Raw genomic sequence first — 21858 nt, 5'->3', positions numbered from 1 at the left:
TCACTTCTCCTCATGATAATTTGCTTGATAGGTTGTTTTCTTAATGACTTTATCTAAAACAATCAGTAATGCCGGTAACAAAATGACGACCATAATAAACGCCAGTAGCGCTCCTCGACCGAGTAACAGTCCAATCGACTGTACGATTGGGTTCGACGAGGTAATCCATAAAATGAACCCGACGCTTGATAAAATCGCGGCCGAAATCGAAATCGAAAACGTCTTTTCATCTAACGTTTTGATCATCGCTTCTTTCGCAGACAGCTCTTTTCGATTGTGATTGTACGCTTCTGTTAATAAAATCGCATAGTCGACCGTCGCTGCAAGCTGCACGGTACTAATAATGAGGTACCCTACGAATACGAGTGAGGTGTTCGCAAAGTATGGAATCGACAAGTTGATCCACACCGCTGCTTGAATCGTAATCAGTAATACAACCGGCATGGAGATGGAACGGAAGCTAATGAGTAGCACAAGCGCAATCGTCGCAATCGTTAACGTGTTTACGACGATATTGTCTTTTGTGACCGTATTTTTAATATCGTACAGTGTCACACTTTCCCCTAAACTAAGTGCCTGCTCTCCATAATAATTCGCTGCGATTTTCTCGACATTTTCCACGATTGAAAACGGAACGTCTCCTTCTGTGGTCTGGTTCGTATTAATGACGATACGACTATAGTTTTCGGAGTAAAACTCATCGCGAACGGATTCGTCTAAGTACTCTGGTGGAATCGCCGTCCCCACACTGTTCGCATACGCAATGACACCCGTGACATAGTCAAGCTGTTCAAACTCTTTGACCATCTCTTCTTCTTTCGCTATGTCTCCTCTAGGTACTAACACAACAATCGGCGTCATATCTCCGAACGCTTCTTGTACTTTCACCAAGTCTCTTCCATTTCGCGTATTCTCCGGCTGTTCACCTAAACCGTAAATGAACGAGGTGTTGCTTTGTGCTAAAAACGCTGGAATGATAATGATCGCGATAATAAGCAAACTAGGAACTTTCAGCTTCACAAACTTATTTCCAATTCCTTTAAAATCCGGAATAAAGCTTTTATGCTTCGTTTTATCCATCCATTTATAAAAATAAAGCGTAAGGGCAGGCAGGAACACCATCACACTAATAAAACTTAACAAGATGCCTTTCACAAGGTTTAACCCAAGATCTGACCCAATTTCAAAGTTCATAAACATCAAGGCGATAAACCCAAAGAATGTCGTCGCCGCACTTGCTGTAATCGCTGGAAACGACTTTTTCATCGCTAACTTCATTGCTTCTGCAGGGTCTTCGGTTGTTTTTCGATAATCTGAAAAACTATGTAACAGAAAGACCGCATAATCAAGTGAGACCGCTAGCTGTAAGATCGGAGCAACCGATTGAGTCACAAACGACACTTCTCCGATAAAAATGTTCGTACCAAGGTTAATTAAAACTGATACACCAATCGCGGTTAAGAAAAACACTGGCTCAATCCATGATGTCGTGGAAATGACTAAAATGAAAATAATAATGGGAACTAACAGAAGTCCGGCATACATCGACTCTGATCCGGCCATCTTTTGTGAGCTTGCGGTATTGCTTGCTTCTCCCGCAATCGCTCCGTCTTCGCCAATTAACGTGTAAATGGCATCCGTTGCGGCTACTTCTTTCCCGTTTTCGACGCCGATGGAAAAGAGTGCCGTTTCATCTTTGTAATATGTTTCGACTAAGGACGAGTCGGCTAGCTCTAACGGTGTTTTCACATCCATGACATCATCGAGCCATAGAACATCCGTCACGCCATCAATGGCCGTAAGCTTCTCTTTATAGTCAAGCGCTTCTGGCACGGTAACATCTGGAATCATCACCCGAGTATTCGGGACCGCTCCTGAGAACTCTTCTTCCATAATGTGAATGCCTTTAACCGATTGAGCCTCTTCTGGTAAATAATCAACCATGTTGTAGTTCACCGAAACAAAAGATGAAGCCACAGCTGATAGTACCGTTAAGACGAAAAAGACAAGTAAAACGGCTTTTTTATGTTTAATAATGCGAGATGCAATTGATATCGTTGTTCACCCTCTCTTGTTTCTTGCTTCTAACTTCTCTATCATTATAGTAAACACCGTGTTGGAGATACAACAAACAGTTGCTTAGAATATGTTTGATAACCTACACTTTTGATCAATATGTAGAGAAACGAACAGAATAGGAGTTTATGTATGGATCGCCGAAAAAAATATACGCAAATGGTCTTAAAAGAAAGCCTACTTGCGCTCATTAAAGAAAAGCCAATTGCCAATATTACCGTAAAAGAACTATGTGAACGCGCCGATATTAACCGCTCTACCTACTATGCCCACTATGCAAGTCCATATGAACTACTGTATGCGATTGAAGAAGAGTTTATGGGTGAATTAGTTCAGACGCTCAATCAATACAATTTTTCAAAAGAAGAAGAAGCCATTCAAATGATGGTGAAGCTTTTTGAATTCATGGCGGACAAAAGTGACATCTGCCTTGTTCTCTTTAGCGAAAACAACGACATGCACTTTCAAAACAAAGGGATGCAGATCACCCAAGAATACGTATTTGACAATTGGATACTTGATAAAAAGCTAGACAAAGAAACGTACGACTACCTCAATTTGTTTCTTGTGAGCGGCAGTATGTACGTCATCAAAAACTGGCTCGAAACCGGCAAAAAGAAAACCCCACAGGAAATGGCGGAGTTTTTATTTGGATTTGTGAATCGAGGGTTGAGTGGGTTGGGGTGTTAACGAACAGAAATCACACATGAGAGGTGTAACAGCATGGAAAATTATTCAAAAGAAGCCGTAACTCAAGCGCTACGAGTGGTCGATTCCTCCATCCGTAACTGCGAAAACATGCAACCAAAGTTTGCTGAAGGTACCTCTCAGCACACACTGCTTAAAAACAGAATCAAAGCCTTATCTATTGCAAAATCATGCCTAACAGATGAACCCGTCCTCAATCACTATACAAAAGATGAAGTAAGGGAAGCATTGCAACCTCTTTCTTCGATCATCCGCAAATGTGAAAAAGCAACGCGAACATTGGCCCAAGGAACCCCTGCGCACACTCGCTGTGAAAAGATCATTAAAGCGATGTGTATCTCAAAGGCATTGATTACAGATAAAATGAGCTAAACGCAAGAATGCTAAAGAAGATTCTCTTCTTAACGTGAAAGAGGATCTTCTTTAGTCTCTTGATTTTGACTTCCGTCGAAACGGCAAGCGAACGAGCCAATTCGTCCCGTGGTATACACACACCGTTAATATAAAAAGCACCAACATGATGAAGTACTCTTCTCCGATTTCACTGCCTCCACCTACATCGTAATTCCTCGCCTCAATGAACCAGCCCGTGATGTAGCTTCCAACAAACCAAACCGTAAAGGCAAAGAAGAAATCAAACCAATCTCCTCGAGAAGACAAGGCATCAAAAAAGGTCAAACCAGTGATCACAGCACCCATGGACACAATCATGGCACATACAAAAAAGACGAAAAACCGAAAGATGGAACCAAGACATCCCAAACTATACTCACTCCTACTAGTTTTGCTGCGGTGATGTCACTTAGAAACACACACCACCAAATCATCTTTATTATATAAAAAATTCCATATGTTGGTATCTAAATAAGAGAAAATAAGTCTATGTAACTAGTGCAAGTACTTCTAAACATTCCCTCATTAACTCTTGACTATTTGGAGAATCAGGAGATAGCTTCACATGATTAACCTTTTCTTTCACACCCATTGAATCGTTCTACACACAATAATCCTAGGGTAGTAGGTGTTCAATGGGTTGATACACGTACAACCTCTATTGAAAATACCTGTCACCCCTCAACGTTTTTAAACAGATGTCGAGGAGTGACAGGCACGTTTTAATAGATTTCAACTAATTCTATCGTCTTTTTAGCTGGTTGTTGCGTTGCGTCAATCGTTAGAATGTGACCAATTCCTTGTGCGTAATACAGGTAGTATCCATCGTAATCCTTGATTTCAATTACGTTATGAAACGTACCAGCAGGCGTTGTGATCGTTTTGGCAATATTGGTCACTACATAATAATCTATTTTGTCTCCCTCATACGTATATCGCTCACTACTCCACTTTTTATTTAACGTTAAAGGATAAGGAAGCGCGAAGGAAATTTCGGAGTCTTGCCATCCAAAGTACATGCCTCCTTTATCTTCTCGTTGGCTATAATAAACATCTTCACCGTCATAATCATCTTCATAGTAAGCGGTCCAATTATCCCATCCAGATTGATTTGTCCATTCATATTGCCAAGATGCTTTCTCATAACCCGTAAAATGGTTGTATAGGTTGTACACATAACTCTTAGTAGGATTATGCTTCAATCCACCTGTCACCACTCGGTTTTCAACACGAGGCTTAAACGTTTTGTTTAATGAACGTGCAACAAAAGCCGAAAACTGAGCACGCGTTACTGTATTCTTCGGTTTAAATGAACCATCTGGGTATCCAGTTGTAATTTGATTAGCAGCTAGCTTTGAGATGTACGGATACGACCAATAAGACTCTGACACATCCGTAAAATAAATACCCTCGCTCCCTTGAAGCTTAAAGGCATTCACTAATGCTCTTGCCATCGCCTCTCGTGAAATGGAAGCATTCGGATAAAACGCTTTGCTTTTCGGGAAAATACCAGCGTCTACAGCCGTCGCAATCTCTTTAAATGCAGGATTTGTGGAGAAAACATCCGTAAATTGAGGATTAGGTCTTCCGTTTGTATGTAGCTTTAACGCTCTCACTAGCATCGTCGCTGCTTGAGCATTTGTGACATTGTTGTAAGGTCTGAACGTGCCATCATTGTATCCTTTAATAATGCCAAGACCGATTAGGTAATCAATCTCTTTCTTCGTAGAATGATTGCTTGGTACATCTTTAAAAGAGCTTGCTGCTTGCCCTGTGTTCAAACTAGGTGAAAACAAAGCGATAAGTAGTGTTAACACTAAAATGAGGAAACGTGTTTTCTTCATTCTAACCCTCCGTCATAACATAATAAGGTTGTAAGATCGCAGTCTTAAACGATTGTAAGAAGAGATCACGACGAGATAGGCTTATTAACACCAAGGCAGTTTCCCTTCATGAACATCTTGCACGGCTTGTTTCGAATTAAACAACACAAGGTCGTCAATAAGATGCTGAATATCAATAAATGGCTGCAAGTGAATCAGCGATTGCTCACAATAAACACTATTGTAATTTTTATTAAGCTCCTGTAGGAAGATTAAAATCTCTACCTCATAGAGTGTCGAATACAGCTTATGACTAACAAGGTCATCATTGATGGTCAGCATGTAGCGTATATTCTCTGTTCGACAATCTCTATCGATCTCTTCCTCATTCCACTCTTTTTGAAAAAAGAGATAAATGCAATATTCATCTTCATAAATCTTATACACATTGCGAACAGTCACTTCAAGAGCTTTTGTATTCAACTCATTCACATGCCTTTTGAACACGCTGAGTTTTTTCATTAACTCGTTCGTTATCGGGTCAAACAAGTTATACGTTTGATTCATCTTTAACCACTCTTCCATTGTAAGCACCTCGCTTGTCTATCCATTCTTTCATCCGTTTTCATCACTATCAATCTTTTAACCCATTACTATACTACCATATTCTGTTATTATTTGGTACAAGTAATGGTAAATCCATACATAGCCCTGCACGCAAAAACGCTTGAAAGCGACCTGCACCCCAAGCGTTTCTTCACATCTATTTATTTACATTTCCCGACTGCATCTCGTAATTTCTGACAAGCATTCCGTTTGATTTGATCATTCCAAATCTCTCATAGTAAGGAACGAGCGCATCATCACAGCACAAGTCAATCATATAAATGGTATCAAGCTCTTTTAACATGCGATCTACTAATTCCTTACCGATCCCTCGGTTCTTGTACGCAGGCAGAACTTCAAGAAATGGAATATAAGCAGACAGAACCCCATCACTAATTGCGGTAATAAACCCAACCACTTGATTCGTATCCTCATCAATCGCTAGAACCACCTTACTACTATTTTGCAGCAGCTTCAAGTGCGTTTCTGGACTTGGTGGGTTAGGCCAGCCTACAAAGAAGCCTCTCAATCTATCAGTTGAAATTCCATTAAGTGAGTATGTATAGATCATGTTTGATCAACTCCTTTTTATCGTCACCGTGACTGTACGCTCCAATAGATTTCTGTACGATCATCACAGTAAAAACCATCAAGATTACACGCTTTAATGATTCGATTTATCTTCCCTTTATCATCTGAACAAATCATGGAAAAATGGCTATCCCAATGAGTCGTGATTAGCATTGAATGGTCATGTGTAAAGAGATTGTGTCTTGCGAGTGTATCTTGGTTGATAAGGTCATCAATGTATTCTAACTTTCGTTCCGTACCAAATTCATCCCCTACCCAAATCCAATCATCCTTTTCTTTTTTTACCGCTTCTAGCAATGTATTGATGAGGATAGTAGGCAGAATCCCTTCTAATGGTGGAACAAGCTGGTGCTTCTCACTCACAGTATGAATGATCTCCTTTAACTTCTGATCCTCATACTTCTTATGTAAGCCCAGTATTCTCGTGCGAAGTCCAATATCCAACTCTTCATAACTCTTCATCCCACTAAGAGCTAAAAATTCGTTCCACCTCACCCTTTCACAATGATTGATCAGTTGAAATTTGTCTGGATACGTTTCTGCACAAAACAATTCCAAATCAATCGTCACCGGCTTAATAAAAGGATGAAAGAAAATAAACACTTCATTAAACACACCCTTATAAAATTCCTTTATCGGTACGTCTTCATATGCACAAACCGCATACCGATGAGGTTCGGGGAGAACTCTCTTTACTTCCATACTTGATCCCCCCTTGCTTTTTGATAGCCGTACATCGAAGTGTACTCGTAGCTACTAGTCAGCACACTCTATCATTGTTAATTATATACATGTGGTGATTGGAAGAGAAGGTTGTTTATGAAAAAAAGAACAAGGTTGTGGGCTTGTTCTTTTTTCATATCATGTTAGTTTTGTTGTATCCTGTACGTAGCTTGAATGGTGATGACAGATGAATAGTGATATGTACCTGATACTTTTTAATAAGTAGTCATACTATCATCGAATGGCTATATGACATTGTGCTGTGAAACAAGGTTTTTGAGGAGTGACAGCACTTTCTTAAGAAAAGCAACGAGGATTCTCGCTGCTTTTAACATTAAATGGGAAGGTCATCCTCTACTTTAATAGAATGTGAGAAAGGGGAAGATGTACGGCTTTTCTCCGCTTTCATCTGTTTACCTCTATTAAACATGAGCTCTTCAGCAAAGATTAGGCCCAATGTAAAGTTCACTTTGCACCTTACCTTTGCGTTTTTTAAAGTAAAAACTACTATTCTAAATCTCTTTTCTCAAAAAACATTACTATAATAGCGGCTTGTTAATAATAAAATCAAAATAGGAAGTAAGCATGGTTAAATTATGGTAAAATTATTTTAGAATAATAAAAAAGTTACATAAAAGGGAGTACATCAATGAAAAAACAACTTATAATTGGTTTGTTCGTTACATCTGCACTATTTCTAGGTGCTTGCAGCGACAAAGAACAATCCGTAACAACTGAAAAAGAAAATAACGAAAAAGAGGAACAAGTAGAAGAGGAAGAGAACGTCCTTGTGTTTGAAGTTGGCGGAGAAAAGAAAGAGGAAGAATTGGTACCAATGTCTATTTCTTCAGAACTAGCAGAAGAATTATTACTTCCAAGTGGGTTTGAAGGGAAAGAATTAGATGAAAATAGATTTCAAGCTCAAGGTACAGATGCATATGAAAACTTTTGGGTACATGTAAGAAAAGAGAAGGCTTCTTCTAGCCTCGACAGAGAGGTAAGAAAGTTTGAAATGAAAATAACTACTTTTGGTGGTCAGGGAACTGAATTTAAGCCACTAGATATGGATAAATTCCCTGGATTACAAGAAAGATACGATTACGCAGTTGAAATTGTAACCGGAAACGATGGAACAGTTCAATACACAGCGCTCTCAATGGACGGTGAAGGCCTTGTAACATATGTTATTGTTACAATCAAGAATGAAGAAAAAAAAGCAACTCACCAAGATTTCGCCGTAGAATTACTTAAAAAAGTAAAACTTCCAGAACCTGTATAACAAGCAGGTTTTTTTGTGGATTTGGATATGATGATATAAAAAAGAACAAGGCTCCCAACCTTGTTCTCCCCAATCATACCCTTATTTCAACGTCAATCTCGTCACACTCTCCACATGCGCCGTATGCGGAAACATATCCACAGGCTGCACATATTCCACGTCATAAAACTTCGACAAATGCTTTATATCTTTCGCCAAAGTGGATGGATTACACGACACATACACAACCTTTTTCGGTTTTACTTGCATGATGGCGTTTAGTAGTTTGTCGTCACAGCCTGTTCGTGGTGGGTCAACGACGACTACGTCTGATTTCCAGCCTTCTTTTACCCATTTTGGGAGCCATTTTTCGGCTGGGCCTGTGACGTACGTAGCGTGGTTGAAGCCGTGGCGTTTGGCGTTTTTGCGGGCGTCGACGATGGATTCTTCAATCGTGTCCATGCCGCGGATTTCTTTGGCATCTTTTGCGAGCCAGAGCCCAATCGTGCCGACTCCACAGTAGGCATCGACGATTTTTTCGTTGCCTGTGAGTGCCGCTGCTTTTTTCACTTCGTCATACAGCTTGACCGTTTGAATCGGATTCAGCTGGAAGAACGCACGTGCCGATAGTTCAAATGAAATATCGCCTAATGTTTCTTGGATAACGTCTTTGTTTGCGAGTGTGAACGTTTCGTCACCAAAAATAAGCGATGTTTTTTGACCATTTATGTTTTGCACGATTGATTTGACTTCCGGTAAGCGACGTTGAATTTCTTCAATTAGTACCTCTTTACGCGGAATGTCTCGTTTTGCGGTAATGAGTACAATTTGGACTTCACCTGTTTGGAAGCCAACGCGTGACACGATTGTACGAATGATCCCGTTACGTTTGCGCTCGTTGTAAATCGGGATTTTCAAGTCTTGCAGAATCGTTTTCACAACTTTTGTTACTTTGTTTGTTGATTCGTGCTGAATGGGACAGTTTTCAATGTCGATAAGACGATGTGAGTTAATGCCGTAAAGTCCGGCGATGACACGCCCTTTTTGATCTAAGCTGACTTGAAATTGGGATTTGTTTCGATAGCGCCACGGATTTTCCATGCCGATAGTGAAGCGCGTTTTACTTGCGATGTCCTTTAATCCTGTATGACGTTCAAATGCTTGAAGCACGATGTCTCGCTTTGCGTCTAGCTGACCGCTGTACGATAAGTGCTGAAGCTGACAGCCACCGCATTGTTCGTAGATGGGACAGGGTGCTTGCGTACGGTCCGGTGATGATTTACGAATTTTATTGATTTTCGCTTCTGCGAAGTTATTGCGTACGTTTGTCACTTCTGCGACAACTTCTTCGTTTGGCAGCGCGCCTGGTACGAAGACGACTTGCTTTTTATAATAGCCGACACCTTCACCGTTGATGCCGAGGCGTTTGATCGTTAATGGAAATCGTTGACCTTTTTCCACTTTCACTCCTGAATTTTGTTTGTTCATCTATATACAACTCCGATTACGTGATTTTCATTCTAAACACAACTCAAATAAGAATAACACGTTTCCCTTCCTTGTTTCATCTTTTTCCGATTATCGGCCAACGTAAACGTGGCTGACCCGCTCGGATCAGCCTGTTTATCGCAAAATCGGTGAAATGTTTTTTTCAGCGGTGAGCTCATCAATGCTTTTAAACTCATAGCCTTCTTTACGTAAATCATCGATTGCTTTTCCTAATGCCTCTGCATTGTCTTTTGAGACGGTGTGAAGCAATAAAATCGCACCAGGATGAACTTGAGCCATGATGTTGTCGTACGCATAGCGCCATCCTTTTTGTTGGTCCGTCATCCAATCAACAAAGGCCAGTGACCAAAACACGTTAATGTACCCTTCATCGCGTGATAATGCAAGTGTACGCTCACTAAAGACGCCACGCGGTGGACGTAAATACTGCATGTCTGTTTTTCCCGTTAGTTGTTCATACTCACGCTTGACGCGATCTAGCTCTTCACGTAACCGGCTATCATCGACTTGCGTTAAGTCTGGATGATGCCACGAGTGATTGCCGACAATGTGGCCTTCTTTGACCATTCTCTTTACTAAATTAGGTTGATCTTTTAAATAATGCCCCGTCACAAAAAATGCCGCGGGTACTTTCTTTTCTTTTAAAACATCTAGCACTTGTTCGGTATAGCCATTTTCATAGCCATTATCGAACGTTAAGTAAATGTTCTGTTTATCATCAGCTCCGATGTAAAAGCTATCGTATTTTTTTAACAGATTATCAAACGGCTTGCCTGCGGATGCTTGTTTGTGGTTTTTACTTTTACTAAAGCCCCAGCTTAATGGCTTATTGGAGTAAGCCGTTGCCGATGCGAACGATGTGAATGCGAATAAAAACGCTAAAAAGAAAAGGACTACACGACGCATATACTGACTCCTTTCCGTCGTCATTTACGCTTATTATCCGCCTCGTTCACTCATTCATACGATGCATTGTTTTCCATCTCAATAACGAACGTACTGTGGTGGCTCACCTTTTAAATCTTTCTGTTTTCATGTAAAACCAATCCTGTCATCCACACAAAAAAGCCGAGCTTATGACCAATTACGATCTAAGCTCGACTTTTCATTCTTATTTAAATACAGGCTCTTTAAACTGTGCTAGCTTTTCAAGCGATGATTTATCTACATCTTCATGTAGGCTGTTTCCGTGTGAGTCCATCGTAACAACCGCTGTGAATCCTTCTACTTTCAGGTGCCACATTGCTTCTGGAATCCCAAACTGCATGAGGTCGACGCCTTCAACGGATTTGATGCAGTCAGCATAGTATTGCGCCGCTCCGCCGATTGCGTTTAAGTATACGCCTCCGTGCTCTTTTAGTGCCGCTAGTGTTTTAGGACCCATGCCGCCTTTACCGATTACAGCGCGGATACCGAATCTCTTCATGATGTCACCTTGATAAGGCTCCTCACGAATACTCGTCGTTGGGCCGGCCGCCGTAACGTGCCACTTGCCGTCTTCGTCTTTTAACATAACCGGTCCACAGTGGTAGATGATTTGACCATTTAAATCAACAGGTGCATCATGGTCGGATAAATATTTATGAATCGCGTCGCGGCCTGTGTACATCATGCCGTTAATGCGCACAACGTCACCGACTTTTAGCTCGCGAATTTGGTCTTCTGTGATTGGCGCTTGAAGCACGACTTCGCGCGTTTCTTCTGCCACTTCCTCTTCTTGCTTTTCTGCTTCTTTACGGAAATCAATTTCTTCGCCTTCTTGGTAGAACCACTCTTCAATCGTTCCTGTTGCCGCATCCAGCTTGAAGCCTAAGCGACGGTATGCCCAACAGTTGTACGCAACCGATACGAAGAAGCTTGCTGGGATACGGTTGATGACGCCGATTTTACAGCCAAGTAGCGTCGTCTCTCCGCCAAAGCCCATTGTTCCAATGCCTAGCTTGTTGGCATTTTCTACCGTGTATGCTTCTAATTGCTTTAATTCTTCGTTTGGATTTTCATCATCTAAGCTTCTGAATAGCTGTTCTTTCGCTAGTTCATAGCCTGATGTACGGTCGCCACCGATTCCAACGCCGATGACGCCGGCACTACAGCCTTGTCCTTGTGCTTGGTACACCGAATGCATGATGCATTTGCGAATGCCGTCTAGGTCACGACCTGCGCGGCCAAGTCCTTCTAGCTCACATGGTAAGCTATATTGAATGTTTTTATTTTCACAGCCGCCGCCTTTTAAAATTAAGCGTGCGTCGATGTAGTCTTTCTCCCATTGTTCGAACTTAATGACAGGTGTTCCTGGCCCTAAGTTGTCGCCACTGTTGTGACCGTTTAGCGAATCAACCGAGTTTGGACGAAGCTTGCCGTGCTTTGTTGCTTCATCAATGGCCCAGTAGATGGCTTCTTTGATTTCAAGCTGATTGACCCCAATTGGTGTTTTAATTTTAAACGTAGGCAGTCCTGTATCCTGACAAATTGGCGAAAGGTTCTCGTCTGCCATCGTAATATTGTTTGTGATTGTCGCGAGTGACATCGCTGCACGCGTTCCTGCATTTTCACGCGCTTTTGCTGCCGCAATCGCACGGCGCACGTCTTTTGGTAACTTTGTGGATGTTTCAACGACTAAGTCATACATGCTTTTCTTTAACTGCTCGATCATCTTAAAACTCCTCCCCATGTCCCCTTTGTATGTATCAAACTGTTTCTACTCATTATTATACTCTTTTGAATTTTTTTTGAAAGCACTTTAATCTCATAATCAGACAACAAGTATGGGAAAAGAAAAAGGCGATTTCCACAAGTGAAACTGTTGATCTTTACTTTAGGATAGTTGCTTTTTCCGCGACGTTCGGTGAGCTTCTATCACACAAAAAAGGGGTTGGTTTAGTTGATTGTTAAATAAATAAGGGGCCAATGACTTGAATGAGAAAATTGGCCATGAAATGAGCAATGATGGCAAATTCAAGTCCCATGAAAACAAACAGAGCGCCGAATACGATTCCACCTATTCCATTGATAAGAAGCATGCTGGCGAATAGTCCTACCGTCATGTCAAAATTAAGGATGGCTACACTGTAATGCATCACCCCAAAAACAAGGGCCGCTACAGAGATTCCTGTCCACGTATATAATGGCGTCGCCTTTCTTTTTCTCACTTTGACTAAACTCCAGACAATAAACGTAACAAGAAATAGACGGAAAATCGATTCTTCATTTACTGCCGCTCCAAATGAACCGAATATCGCTAACCACCACGGTATTTCTTTGATGGAAGAGTTGTCGACTCCTAAAGGGCTTGAAACCAGCAAGCTGACTAGAATGATGACACCACCTGTTAACAGGCCGTACAGAGTTGCTTTCAAGAGCTTATTGCGTAGTTGATGAACAGACTTTTCTTTGTTGAAGAAGGATTCAATAAGAGGGACTTGAAAGTTCACCTTTTTCATCATCCATAGAGCTAAAAATAAGAAAACAGCCGATTCTAAAAGGACCTGCACGATATAAAAGAAAACGAATTCCATTTGAGAGATTCCCATTTGTTCATGCATGCTTTCTCGAGCGATTGCATAAGGAGCAATGGATAGCGCGCCTAGTACGTTTATAAAAAGAAGGGAGACGTACACCTTCCAGTTGATGATGGGCATCTTTTCTTTTTTGACTATGACTTCTTCTGTAGCACTTGGTTGATCAACATAGGTGTCAATCTTTTCTTGAAGCGTTTCGACAAATTCATCTGGCTTATCGATATAGAGGTACACTTTTTCAACCTCTTTCTTTTGGCCAAAGTACCCCCGTGCTTGCACTGGATGCTTGAGAACGATTTCATATTTCGCTTCATCTGTAATCCCAAATATCCGGGTGATGATTCTCGGATAGGCGGTTACATGAAAGACCTTCTTTTCATGAATGATTCCACCACTGCGGTTATAGGCGATTTTTACAGGTTGAATGTTCTCGATCTCTCGCAAGTGAACGTTCAATTCTCTTCTAACACCGATTTTAATCACGATCTTGTTTCGGCTTAGTAAAAGAGGTGAATTTCTGACAAGGTTATAATCGCCCATGATATACAACACGCTATAGATGTGTAGCACTAACATAATCGTAGCGATTTCAGGTTCTTCCGTTTTTAAATAAATATGAAAAACAAACATTTCAATGATTTGTTCATGAACGAGTGCTAGAAAAAGCCAAAAGTAACTCGAATTTTTATGATAAGAGAAAACTTGCACATCTTCTTTCGTTCGCTGCTTCTTCCTCCATCTAAAAAAAGCATAAAAGAGAATCAGCCATTCCTTTTTGATTAGTGCGATAAATGGGTTATCATCGATTTTCCCTTGCTTATACATGACGAACAAGGTGACGAGAAAAACCTCAAATAAGGTGATGAGAATGATGATTGAGATGATCATCTGGTTATCCAATAGTCTGTCTCGTTACACCAATTTTGTCTGCTAAATCTTGTTGTGTGAAACGGAATTTAGCTCGATATTCACGCAGAGAATTACACAACATATCCCAATTAACTCCTTATATTCAATTTATTAACAATGTAATATATCCTTTGCATTATGTATATGAAACTTTGCATTTTGTCATAATTCCTTAACATCTTCATGACAAATTTGTGAATAGTTGGATTAAACAGTACGTTTGTTGAAAATAAAAAAAAGCCTATTTCATCCTCACATTGGAAATAGACTTCTTTCTATTTGATTCGGTAATACCCTCTACAAAAAACGGTGTTCTTCGGTTTAATGGCAATGAGAAATGAATTAATGATATCTGAAGAAGAAATCAACGTGTTGAACCAGCTTATAAATAATAGAATTAATTTGAGGTTTCCTAATGCATAGAACGATGTAATGGCTGGTACAACTGATAATACAAGAAAGGGCAAGCTCATAAAGACCCAAAATCTACCTTTAGAGAGAATTGCATTTGTATGTAGCCAAAAAAAGATGCCGCTAAACGTTAAGCTACTATCACCTTTTTTGTTTATAACCAATATGTGTAAATATTCGTGAAGGATGAAGACAAGGATACCTATGATGATAAGTAAAAATATATTAACAGTAGTGAATTCTGTCGAAAAGAAAGATGGGATCAGAAGAATACTTAACTGAAGTAGGTATACAAACTTCATATAATGTTTTCGATACCAATTATTTTGGATAAAAGGAGTCCATTCTGACAATTCTATCCTTTTGTGTGGTAAGTGTCGAAACCAAATGATCATAGACATCCATCTCCCTCATTTAAATGAATCCATGTTTAACGTGTTATTGCATTAAGATACCTCTTGAAAAATATCCATTTTTTACAATTTTATCACATACATGCTTACAAGAGTGCTTTTAAGAGGAGAAGTTGAGTCACAACTGGCTGTGACTTGAGAAGTCTTTTAGTGCACTAATTCGCCTGCCTTTTTCTCGTTGGACAACGGTTATGGTTCCCTTGCTAATTTACGTGCTATCTCATCACAAAATGACAAAAATAAATAAAGCAGGTCTACTTCATCTATGAAGTAGACCTGCTAGTTGTCACTTTTTTCCACAACGGAATGACTTTTTTATTTCAATTACTTTTTAAACTGTTCGCACTTCAGTTCTAAATCATCAATCATCGCGATAAGACGATCAATGTCTTCTAGATCTGTGTGTTCTGGCTCGATGGAGTCTAATACCTCTGCAAACATGTTAAGTCGTTCTTTTAAATATTTTACTTGCGAATCTTTATCTCGTACAGCATTTCCCACTTGTCATTCGCTCCTTTTCGTTGATGTGTTACTGTTCATGCTACCGAATTATTTCATAATTGACAACCGATTAAAATAAAATCCATAATAGTCACTGGTATTCTTTTTTACTGATTACTTGCATGTGCAAGTTAAATAAGAAGCTATTTTCGTAAAAGCTGTTGCAATTGAATGAGGATAGATCGTGCAACCTTTTAGAAAAAAGCCAACTAATACACGCGTTACTTTTATTAAAGGAGATTGTTATGAAAACATTACAACCAATTACCCCTTCGTACGACCCTTGGGAAGCGTACTTGGATATGAAGCAGTACGGAAAGCCGACGTTAACGAACGTTGAATTCACAACGACCACCCTCTGTAATATGAGATGTGAGCATTGCGCGGTTGGTTACACACTGCAGCCCAAAGATCCGAATGCCCTACCGCTTGATTTAATTTTAAAACGATTAGACGAAGTGCCAACTCTGCGTGCTCTTAGTATTACAGGTGGCGAGCCGATGATGTCTTTATCATCTGTCAAAAATTATGTGGTGCCTCTTTTAAAATATGCCCATGAACGCGGCATTCGTACGCAAATCAATTCAAACTTAACATTAGACTTAGCACGTTATGAGCTTATCATTCCCTATCTTGACGTTTTACATATCTCACATAACTGGGGAACGATGGACGACTTTGTTGAAGCGGGCTTTGCGATGATGGACCGCAAACCAACGTACGAGCAACGCGCGAAATACTTTGACCGCATGATTGACAATAGCCGTGAACTTGTAAAAGCTGGCGTGACCGTGTCAGCCGAAACGATGTTAAACAAGCGTACGCTGCCACATATTGAAAAGATTCACCGTCAAATTGTGGAAGACATGATGTGTCAAAGGCATGAGGTGCACCCTATGTACCCAAGCGATTTCGCTAGCACACTCGAAACTCTTTCATTAGAAGAAACGAGACAAGCAATTCATCACTTGCTTGATATTCGCGATGAAAACGTGTGGATGCTGTTTGGCACATTGCCGTTTTACGCCTGTAGCGAGCACCCAGATGACATCGCGTTACTTGATCGCCTTTACGCATCTAAAAACGTGACGGTTCGTAATGATCCAGACGGCCGCTCTCGCTTGAACGTGAACATCTTCAACGGCGACGTAATCGTGACAGACTTTGGTGACACACCGCCGCTTGGCAACATTCAGCATACGCCGCTTCAACAAGCCTTTGACACATGGCAAGCCTCTTCATTATCAAAAGAGCTAAGCTGTCACTGTCCGGCAGTTGAATGCTTAGGACCAAACATTTTAGTTAAAAACAGCTACTACAAAGACGTAGATTTCTTAACGCGTCGTGCCGTGATTTCAAAATAAAAAACAAAAAAGGGTGAATCATCGTTGGAGATGGTTCACCCTTTTTGTTTATCTTGGCTGGTCATACGCCGCAAATCCAAATGACACGTGATCTTGAACAGGAATCCACGCCCCAATTCCTTGTGACGTAACATTCTTCACGACAATAAATCGCTTGCTTCCTTTCACGGTTAAATACACTTCGCCATATGTGACTTGTCCTTTTTCACTAACGGCTGGTGCGTATCCATAGAGATAGCCAACCTTTTTATGCGGAACGTTGTATACTTGATCTTTTTTCGTACCTGCCCCGACAATCGTTGTGAACGCAAGCGGTAAGCCTGTTTTCTTCGCTGCGGTTAACATCATCATCGATTGCACGTGGTTACTGTTTGGTACTTTCGCTGTGAGACCGCCCTTTACTTGACGTTGCTCTTCTTGTTGATAGCGAATTTGATGCGGTGCCTTTCCAGCTCGGTTATCAAAGCGATTAATGTTAATGCGCTGATATTCCCAATTCACCGTTGTTTCAGTTGATTCATAGTTCAACGGCCATTGTCCTAAGTAGATGGTGGCACGTAGCCCAATCGCCCACGGTGTTTTCGAGACGTTTGATTCATTTAACATCCGGATAAGATCTGGGTTTTCAATTTTCACCTTTGATTCCTTTAATAATTCTTCTGCAAACTCACTTGGCTGCAAATAAGGCATATCTTGTGTAGCATTTGGATAAGTGTTTTCTTTTGAAATATTTAAAACCGAGCTTGGAACCTTCATGCTTTGTTGTTTCGTCACAGGCGATGGTTTAGCCGTGGCATACGATGGTGTGGTGACGGTAAAACCAACAAGCAAAGCAAGTCCAAGCGTTGCGATTCGACGTAGCATATGTGTACCCCTTTCAAAATTAAATATGAATCCATGCATAGTTTTTGCTAGTCGAAAGGGATTTATGACAATTGTTTATATTTTTTTGAAAGCGTTTTTAATTTTTCAGAATATTAAGTTTTATACTGACATAGTTATCTAATACATCTTTTTTAGAAAGGAGGCGCACTCCCACCAAACTCACCATTTGAAAGGAGGCCGGTGCACTTACTTTAATCGTACGTACTTACTGATTAACGCGATTTTATCCCATATTAGAAAGAGCTGTCTCGTAAAAAGGGTTAGTGACTCTTCTACTTGTATACAGGTACCTACTAAATGTAAGGGAGACTGTATCACGGCCATGTAGGGAGAACCACACCTTTAACTGAGCAGCTCTTTTTTTACTATTATATGAAGGACTTACAACAAATAGAATCCAATTCCCATGATGAGATACGCCGCAAGCAACGTTGCTCCTTCAAACCAGTTCGTATCTCCATCGTTTGAAATGACAATCGCAAGTAAAACCGCAGTCACCATGGAGATGAGTTCAGGTAATGTGAACACAAGCGGCATGCTGTCTTGAAACAAGAGCGATAAGAGGACTAACACTGGTGCGATAAACATCGCAATTTGAAGCGTTGATCCGATCGCAATCTCCACCGCAATGTTCATCTTGTTTTTGTACGCCATAATAATGGCAGAAGCATGCTCGGCTGCGTTTCCTACAACCGCTACGATGATTACCCCAATGAACAGCTCACTCCAGCCAAATCGTGTTGCCACGGTTTCAAACGTGTGAACCAAGCTTTCTGATACAAACGCAACCGCTCCCGTCGAAATGAGTAAAATAAGCAACGCTTTGCCTTTGCTCCATTCCGGCTCTTCATGCGTTCCCGTTTCTTCACTTTTATGCTGATAAACCCCGCGGTGCGTCACTAATCGGAAGAAAAGTGCTCCTAAGTAAAGCGTAATTAAAATGACGGAGACTCCAATACTAAGCGCCATCGTCTTCCCTTCAGGCATTCCTTGAGCAAACACTTCTGGAATCACAAAGGCAACAATAACCGCAAACATTAGTAGTCCTGAGTTGTGTCTAGCATCATATACGTTAAATTCTTGTCGCTTATGCTTCAAGCCCCCTACAAAGAAGGAAAGACCGGCAACTAATAGTAGATTTCCAAGCACGGAACCTGTTAACGATGCTAACACAACTGCAACGAGCCCTTCTCTTAACGCAAAAATCGAAATGATGAGCTCAACAGCATTTCCAAACGTCGCATTCAACAATCCCCCGATACGTGGACCGGCTACAATGGCCAAGCTTTCAGTCGCGCGCCCCATATACCCCGCAAGTGCAATAATTGTCACACAGTAAATCACAAACATCAACACTTCAGACCAATGCATAAATCGCCCGACAACCGATAGTGGTACACCAGCTAAAACGGTAATAAAGAAGATTTTATTGACCATATTCTTACCCTCTTTCTCTCCATGGAAATATGTACATCCTATGCATAAAGATACCCCGCTTTACTAACCTTCACACCAAAATAAGCCAACGTTCTCTGCTTAGCATATTCAACCTTGCTTGTTTTTATTGATTTACCTGTTTTTCACGTTTAAAAATAGTGCGAACGACAGACATTAAAGAAAGAAATGACCAAAAGGGGTTGAAAACATGTCTAACAATACAAAAGAAAAAGTATTAACCATTTTAAAAGATCATAAAATTGGAACGCTAGCGACGATTCGAGGCGGGAAGCCTTACTCTCGCTTTATGATGTTTTTTAACGAAGATTTAGTGCTTTATACTGCGACGAATAAACACACGCATAAAGTCGAAGATATTGAAGAAAATCCATACGTCCATATTTTGTTAGGGTATGAAGGACAAGGCTGGAACGATTCGTATGTAGAAATTCAAGCCAAAGCAAACGTTGAAGACCGCCAAGAATTAAAAGAGAAGTTCTGGAATGAGCATCTGCGCGAGTGGATTAGCGGCCCAGACGATCCAAACTATGTCCTTCTTCAGCTCACACCTGAGCACATTCTTTATTTTGAAAAAGCAGGTAGCGAGCCAGAAGAATTATAATGCGCACAAGAAAAGCCCCTCATGCTTGAGGGGCTTTCACTTATACTAATTCAAATGATTCGGTTACTTCAATGCTATTTACGACCGATTGAAGCATCGAGCAATTTTTACGCGCTAGTTCAATGGACTTCTCGATTTTCTCTTCCTGCAGGTTTTCACCTTTAATGATGTAATGAAGGTGAATCTTTTCGATGCGATTGGCTTCTGCTTCATTACGTGTCACATCGGCTTTAATCCTCATATCTTCAATATCAATGCGCTTTTTCTTTAAAATGGTGCGCAACACACCCCCACTGCACACTGCAATGGATGACACCATTAGCTGAAACGGACGAAAACCATGTGCTTCATCTCCAGCAACATGTAGCTCTCCAAATGATAACTCCGTGGTAAACCCAAGCTCTTGCTTCATTTTAAATTCCATCACTGCCACTCCTTTTGTTCCACTTATTTTTTTCTTTATATCATGTCCTGATTGGTTTCACAAATCATCCATCTTAAGATTATGTAAATCCATATATTTGGACAAGGCTTGTCTGCTATACTGAACAATGGAACGATTCCATTTACTCTATTACACATCTATCGAGGTAGCCATGAATACATTTCGATTTTGGATTTTAGTTAGCATTGTTGCAATCTCTGGCTTTAGTCAAGGAATGCTTTTACCCCTTTTAGCCGTCATGCTTGAAAAGAGCGGCACATCGTCTTCCCTAAACGGACTAAATGCATCAGCTCTATACATCGGAATCTTGCTTGCATCACCGTTTATGGAACAGCCACTGCGCAAATTTGGATACCGTCCCGTTATCATTTTTGGTGGACTACTTGTGTTTGTATCCATTGCGCTGTTTCCACTGTGGCACACGTTTTGGTTTTGGTTTGTGCTTCGCCTATTGATCGGAATTGGTGATCACGCCTTGCATTTTGCGACTCAAACGTGGATTACATCGTCGTCTCCGAAAGAGCGACGCGGTCGAAACATTTCACTTTATGGCTTGTTTTTTGGAGTTGGCTTTGCCGCTGGACCGCTGATGACACCTTTAGTCGACCTTAATCCAGCGTTACCGTTTATCTTTTCGTCTGTTCTATGTCTCATCGGATGGGCTTTTGTTTTCTTCTTAAAAAATGAATACCCTGAACAAGAAATAGGAATTAGCTCTTTTTCTCAAAGCTTAAAACGATTTTCACAAGCGTGGAAATATGCGTGGGTAGCGTTTTTACCGCCTCTTGGGTACGGGATTTTAGAAACTTCCATCAATGGCATTTTCCCTGTGTACGGACTGCGCATCGGCATGGATGTAACGGATATTTCCTTGTTACTCACAGCCTTTGCGGTTGGTGGAATTCTTACACAATTGCCGCTCGGAATCATGAGTGACCGCTACGGACGCCGAAGCATTCTCACTGTTATCTTATTTTTTGGCTTTCTTGCCTTTGTTGGCGCAAGCTTTATGGAACACTCCTTTGTTGGACTGATCATTTGCTTATCGGCTGCAGGGATGCTGTTAGGGTCAACGTTTTCACTTGGAATTTCTTTTATGACCGATCTAACCCCTACTCATCTATTGCCGACGGGTAACTTAATGTGCGGCATCTTCTTTAGTATCGGTAGCTTAGTCGGTCCGTTCGTTGGAGGCTTTTTTATTCAACATTTCCAACAGCTTAGCTTCTTTCACATTTTAAGTGTGTTAATGCTATTCATCTTCTCCGCTGTCTTCTTTTCAAAAAAAGGAGCGACTGTTGCGACAACATCAATGAAACAGAACGAACAAGCACTCTAGAGCAGAGTGCTTGTTTTTCGTCTACACCCTGTGAAACTAAGAACAAATTTAACTTTTTTTGCCTATTTTGAAAAAAAGTGTACACAAAATGAAATTTCTGTTATATAATACAATTAAATAAAATAAACTGTATTAAAACAGGGTGAAAGGGGAAATGAACATGTGCAGACAAGAACGGAAAAACATGATTGATTTTATTGAAAGAATGAAGGGGATTGACCGCCAGACATTAATGTATATGACAGACGCAGATGTTGAACACATCTACAACTCCACGTATTTCTTCTACGAGCAAACAGCTGAATAAGAAAAATGCCCTTGCTTATG

22 protein-coding genes and 1 pseudogene are annotated in these 21858 nt (G+C 40.7%); 7 read left to right on the top strand and 16 right to left on the bottom strand.

What is annotated here, in order from left to right:
* Window positions 1–1944: an efflux RND transporter permease subunit gene (locus tag JOC83_RS15785; protein WP_239583578.1), complete on the bottom strand. Its 1944-nt coding sequence runs from the start codon at window positions 1942–1944 to the stop codon at window positions 1–3.
* Between the two features lie 264 nt (window positions 1945–2208).
* Between JOC83_RS15785 and JOC83_RS15780 the strand changes: the two genes are divergently transcribed.
* Window positions 2209–2766 carry a TetR/AcrR family transcriptional regulator gene (locus tag JOC83_RS15780; protein WP_205188345.1) on the top strand — a complete coding sequence of 186 codons (558 nt, stop codon included), beginning with the start codon at window positions 2209–2211 and terminating at the stop codon, window positions 2764–2766.
* Window positions 2767–2799: 33 nt separating this feature from the next.
* Complete coding sequence (locus tag JOC83_RS15775) at window positions 2800–3156, top strand: hypothetical protein (protein ID WP_205188344.1); 357 nt, start codon at window positions 2800–2802, stop codon at window positions 3154–3156.
* 51 nt (window positions 3157–3207) lie between these two features.
* On the opposite strand, the gene JOC83_RS15770 is transcribed toward JOC83_RS15775, so the two are convergent.
* The 5 genes from JOC83_RS15770 to JOC83_RS15750 form a co-directional block, all read right to left on the bottom strand.
* Complete coding sequence (locus JOC83_RS15770; protein ID WP_205188343.1) at window positions 3208–3546, bottom strand: hypothetical protein; 339 nt, start codon at window positions 3544–3546, stop codon at window positions 3208–3210.
* Between the two features lie 353 nt (window positions 3547–3899).
* Window positions 3900–5021: an S-layer homology domain-containing protein gene (locus tag JOC83_RS15765; RefSeq protein WP_205188342.1), complete on the bottom strand. Its 1122-nt coding sequence runs from the start codon at window positions 5019–5021 to the stop codon at window positions 3900–3902.
* A gap of 84 nt (window positions 5022–5105) precedes the next feature.
* Window positions 5106–5585, bottom strand: a complete 480-nt coding sequence (locus JOC83_RS15760; protein WP_205188341.1) for a hypothetical protein — start codon at window positions 5583–5585, stop codon at window positions 5106–5108.
* Window positions 5586–5763: 178 nt separating this feature from the next.
* Window positions 5764–6177: a GNAT family N-acetyltransferase gene (locus JOC83_RS15755; RefSeq protein ID WP_205188340.1), complete on the bottom strand. Its 414-nt coding sequence runs from the start codon at window positions 6175–6177 to the stop codon at window positions 5764–5766.
* Between the two features lie 23 nt (window positions 6178–6200).
* The gene (locus JOC83_RS15750) at window positions 6201–6899 is read right to left on the bottom strand and encodes a DUF2711 family protein (protein WP_205188339.1); all 699 of its coding nucleotides are present in this window, start codon (window positions 6897–6899) and stop codon (window positions 6201–6203) included.
* 670 nt (window positions 6900–7569) lie between these two features.
* On the opposite strand from JOC83_RS15750, the gene JOC83_RS15745 reads away from it, so the two are divergent.
* Window positions 7570–8199, top strand: coding sequence for a hypothetical protein (locus tag JOC83_RS15745; RefSeq protein WP_205188338.1), 630 nt, complete (start codon window positions 7570–7572; stop codon window positions 8197–8199).
* 81 nt (window positions 8200–8280) lie between these two features.
* Here the strand turns inward: JOC83_RS15745 and rlmD are convergent, their stop codons facing one another.
* From rlmD to JOC83_RS15710, 7 genes and pseudogenes are all read right to left on the bottom strand, one after another.
* Window positions 8281–9666: a 23S rRNA (uracil(1939)-C(5))-methyltransferase RlmD gene (rlmD, locus tag JOC83_RS15740; RefSeq protein ID WP_205188337.1), complete on the bottom strand. Its 1386-nt coding sequence runs from the start codon at window positions 9664–9666 to the stop codon at window positions 8281–8283.
* A gap of 135 nt (window positions 9667–9801) precedes the next feature.
* Window positions 9802–10593, bottom strand: coding sequence for a delta-lactam-biosynthetic de-N-acetylase (gene pdaA, locus JOC83_RS15735; RefSeq protein ID WP_205188336.1), 792 nt, complete (start codon window positions 10591–10593; stop codon window positions 9802–9804).
* Window positions 10594–10798: 205 nt separating this feature from the next.
* A complete protein-coding gene (locus JOC83_RS15730) occupies window positions 10799–12340 on the bottom strand; it encodes a fumarate hydratase (RefSeq protein WP_239583577.1) in 1542 nt (513 codons plus the stop codon).
* Between the two features lie 235 nt (window positions 12341–12575).
* Window positions 12576–13127 (bottom strand): CPBP family intramembrane glutamic endopeptidase, encoded by a 552-nt coding sequence (locus JOC83_RS20065; protein WP_239583590.1) that lies wholly within the window; start codon window positions 13125–13127, stop codon window positions 12576–12578.
* A 973-nt stretch (window positions 13128–14100) separates the two neighbouring features.
* Window positions 14101–14196, bottom strand: a pseudogene (locus tag JOC83_RS15720) (helix-turn-helix transcriptional regulator); the annotation flags it as partial.
* A gap of 193 nt (window positions 14197–14389) precedes the next feature.
* Window positions 14390–14926, bottom strand: a complete 537-nt coding sequence (locus tag JOC83_RS15715) for a DUF3267 domain-containing protein (protein ID WP_205188333.1) — start codon at window positions 14924–14926, stop codon at window positions 14390–14392.
* Window positions 14927–15262: 336 nt separating this feature from the next.
* A complete protein-coding gene (locus JOC83_RS15710; protein WP_204166794.1) occupies window positions 15263–15439 on the bottom strand; it encodes an SE1561 family protein in 177 nt (58 codons plus the stop codon).
* A 245-nt stretch (window positions 15440–15684) separates the two neighbouring features.
* On the opposite strand from JOC83_RS15710, the gene yfkAB reads away from it, so the two are divergent.
* On the top strand, window positions 15685–16803 hold the full coding sequence (yfkAB, locus tag JOC83_RS15705; RefSeq protein WP_205188332.1) for a radical SAM/CxCxxxxC motif protein YfkAB: 1119 nt from the start codon (window positions 15685–15687) through the stop codon (window positions 16801–16803).
* A gap of 48 nt (window positions 16804–16851) precedes the next feature.
* Here yfkAB and JOC83_RS15700 read toward each other — a convergent pair whose 3' ends face one another.
* Together JOC83_RS15700 and cax are read right to left on the bottom strand one after the other, a co-directional pair.
* Window positions 16852–17667 carry a YfkD famly protein gene (locus JOC83_RS15700; RefSeq protein ID WP_205188331.1) on the bottom strand — a complete coding sequence of 272 codons (816 nt, stop codon included), beginning with the start codon at window positions 17665–17667 and terminating at the stop codon, window positions 16852–16854.
* Between the two features lie 402 nt (window positions 17668–18069).
* Window positions 18070–19125, bottom strand: coding sequence for a calcium/proton exchanger (gene cax / locus JOC83_RS15695; RefSeq protein ID WP_205188330.1), 1056 nt, complete (start codon window positions 19123–19125; stop codon window positions 18070–18072).
* 208 nt (window positions 19126–19333) lie between these two features.
* On the opposite strand from cax, the gene JOC83_RS15690 reads away from it, so the two are divergent.
* On the top strand, window positions 19334–19747 hold the full coding sequence (locus JOC83_RS15690; RefSeq protein ID WP_205188329.1) for a pyridoxamine 5'-phosphate oxidase family protein: 414 nt from the start codon (window positions 19334–19336) through the stop codon (window positions 19745–19747).
* A gap of 40 nt (window positions 19748–19787) precedes the next feature.
* Here the strand turns inward: JOC83_RS15690 and JOC83_RS15685 are convergent, their stop codons facing one another.
* Window positions 19788–20171, bottom strand: a complete 384-nt coding sequence (locus JOC83_RS15685; protein ID WP_205188328.1) for an OsmC family protein — start codon at window positions 20169–20171, stop codon at window positions 19788–19790.
* 172 nt (window positions 20172–20343) lie between these two features.
* On the opposite strand from JOC83_RS15685, the gene JOC83_RS15680 reads away from it, so the two are divergent.
* Both JOC83_RS15680 and JOC83_RS15675 read left to right on the top strand, forming a co-directional pair.
* Window positions 20344–21531, top strand: a complete 1188-nt coding sequence (locus tag JOC83_RS15680) for an MFS transporter (protein ID WP_205188327.1) — start codon at window positions 20344–20346, stop codon at window positions 21529–21531.
* A 160-nt stretch (window positions 21532–21691) separates the two neighbouring features.
* Window positions 21692–21838, top strand: coding sequence for a BH0509 family protein (locus JOC83_RS15675; RefSeq protein ID WP_205188326.1), 147 nt, complete (start codon window positions 21692–21694; stop codon window positions 21836–21838).
* Window positions 21839–21858: the final 20 nt, after the last annotated feature.

The organism is Priestia iocasae, from assembly GCF_016909075.1.
GTDB classification, from domain to species: Bacteria; Bacillota; Bacilli; order Bacillales; family Bacillaceae_H; genus Priestia; species Priestia iocasae.
This window is presented reverse-complemented; position numbering and strand designations above follow the sequence as displayed.

Coding starts and splice junctions, on each gene's coding strand:
- JOC83_RS15785 (WP_239583578.1), bottom strand. CDS start 1,944: ATGGTTGATTATTTACCAGAAGAGGCTCAATCGGTTAAAGGCATTCAC.
- JOC83_RS15780 (WP_205188345.1), top strand. CDS start 2,209: ATGGATCGCCGAAAAAAATATACGCAAATGGTCTTAAAAGAAAGCCTA.
- JOC83_RS15775 (WP_205188344.1), top strand. CDS start 2,800: ATGGAAAATTATTCAAAAGAAGCCGTAACTCAAGCGCTACGAGTGGTC.
- JOC83_RS15765 (WP_205188342.1), bottom strand. CDS start 5,021: ATGAAGAAAACACGTTTCCTCATTTTAGTGTTAACACTACTTATCGCT.
- JOC83_RS15760 (WP_205188341.1), bottom strand. CDS start 5,585: ATGGAAGAGTGGTTAAAGATGAATCAAACGTATAACTTGTTTGACCCG.
- JOC83_RS15755 (WP_205188340.1), bottom strand. CDS start 6,177: ATGATCTATACATACTCACTTAATGGAATTTCAACTGATAGATTGAGA.
- JOC83_RS15750 (WP_205188339.1), bottom strand. CDS start 6,899: ATGGAAGTAAAGAGAGTTCTCCCCGAACCTCATCGGTATGCGGTTTGT.
- JOC83_RS15745 (WP_205188338.1), top strand. CDS start 7,570: ATGAAAAAACAACTTATAATTGGTTTGTTCGTTACATCTGCACTATTT.
- rlmD (WP_205188337.1), bottom strand. CDS start 9,666: ATGAACAAACAAAATTCAGGAGTGAAAGTGGAAAAAGGTCAACGATTT.
- pdaA (WP_205188336.1), bottom strand. CDS start 10,593: ATGCGTCGTGTAGTCCTTTTCTTTTTAGCGTTTTTATTCGCATTCACA.
- JOC83_RS15730 (WP_239583577.1), bottom strand. CDS start 12,340: ATGATCGAGCAGTTAAAGAAAAGCATGTATGACTTAGTCGTTGAAACA.
- JOC83_RS20065 (WP_239583590.1), bottom strand. CDS start 13,127: ATGAAAAAGGTGAACTTTCAAGTCCCTCTTATTGAATCCTTCTTCAAC.
- JOC83_RS15715 (WP_205188333.1), bottom strand. CDS start 14,926: ATGTCTATGATCATTTGGTTTCGACACTTACCACACAAAAGGATAGAA.
- yfkAB (WP_205188332.1), top strand. CDS start 15,685: ATGAAAACATTACAACCAATTACCCCTTCGTACGACCCTTGGGAAGCG.
- JOC83_RS15700 (WP_205188331.1), bottom strand. CDS start 17,667: ATGCTACGTCGAATCGCAACGCTTGGACTTGCTTTGCTTGTTGGTTTT.
- cax (WP_205188330.1), bottom strand. CDS start 19,125: ATGGTCAATAAAATCTTCTTTATTACCGTTTTAGCTGGTGTACCACTA.
- JOC83_RS15690 (WP_205188329.1), top strand. CDS start 19,334: ATGTCTAACAATACAAAAGAAAAAGTATTAACCATTTTAAAAGATCAT.
- JOC83_RS15685 (WP_205188328.1), bottom strand. CDS start 20,171: ATGGAATTTAAAATGAAGCAAGAGCTTGGGTTTACCACGGAGTTATCA.
- JOC83_RS15680 (WP_205188327.1), top strand. CDS start 20,344: ATGAATACATTTCGATTTTGGATTTTAGTTAGCATTGTTGCAATCTCT.
- JOC83_RS15675 (WP_205188326.1), top strand. CDS start 21,692: ATGTGCAGACAAGAACGGAAAAACATGATTGATTTTATTGAAAGAATG.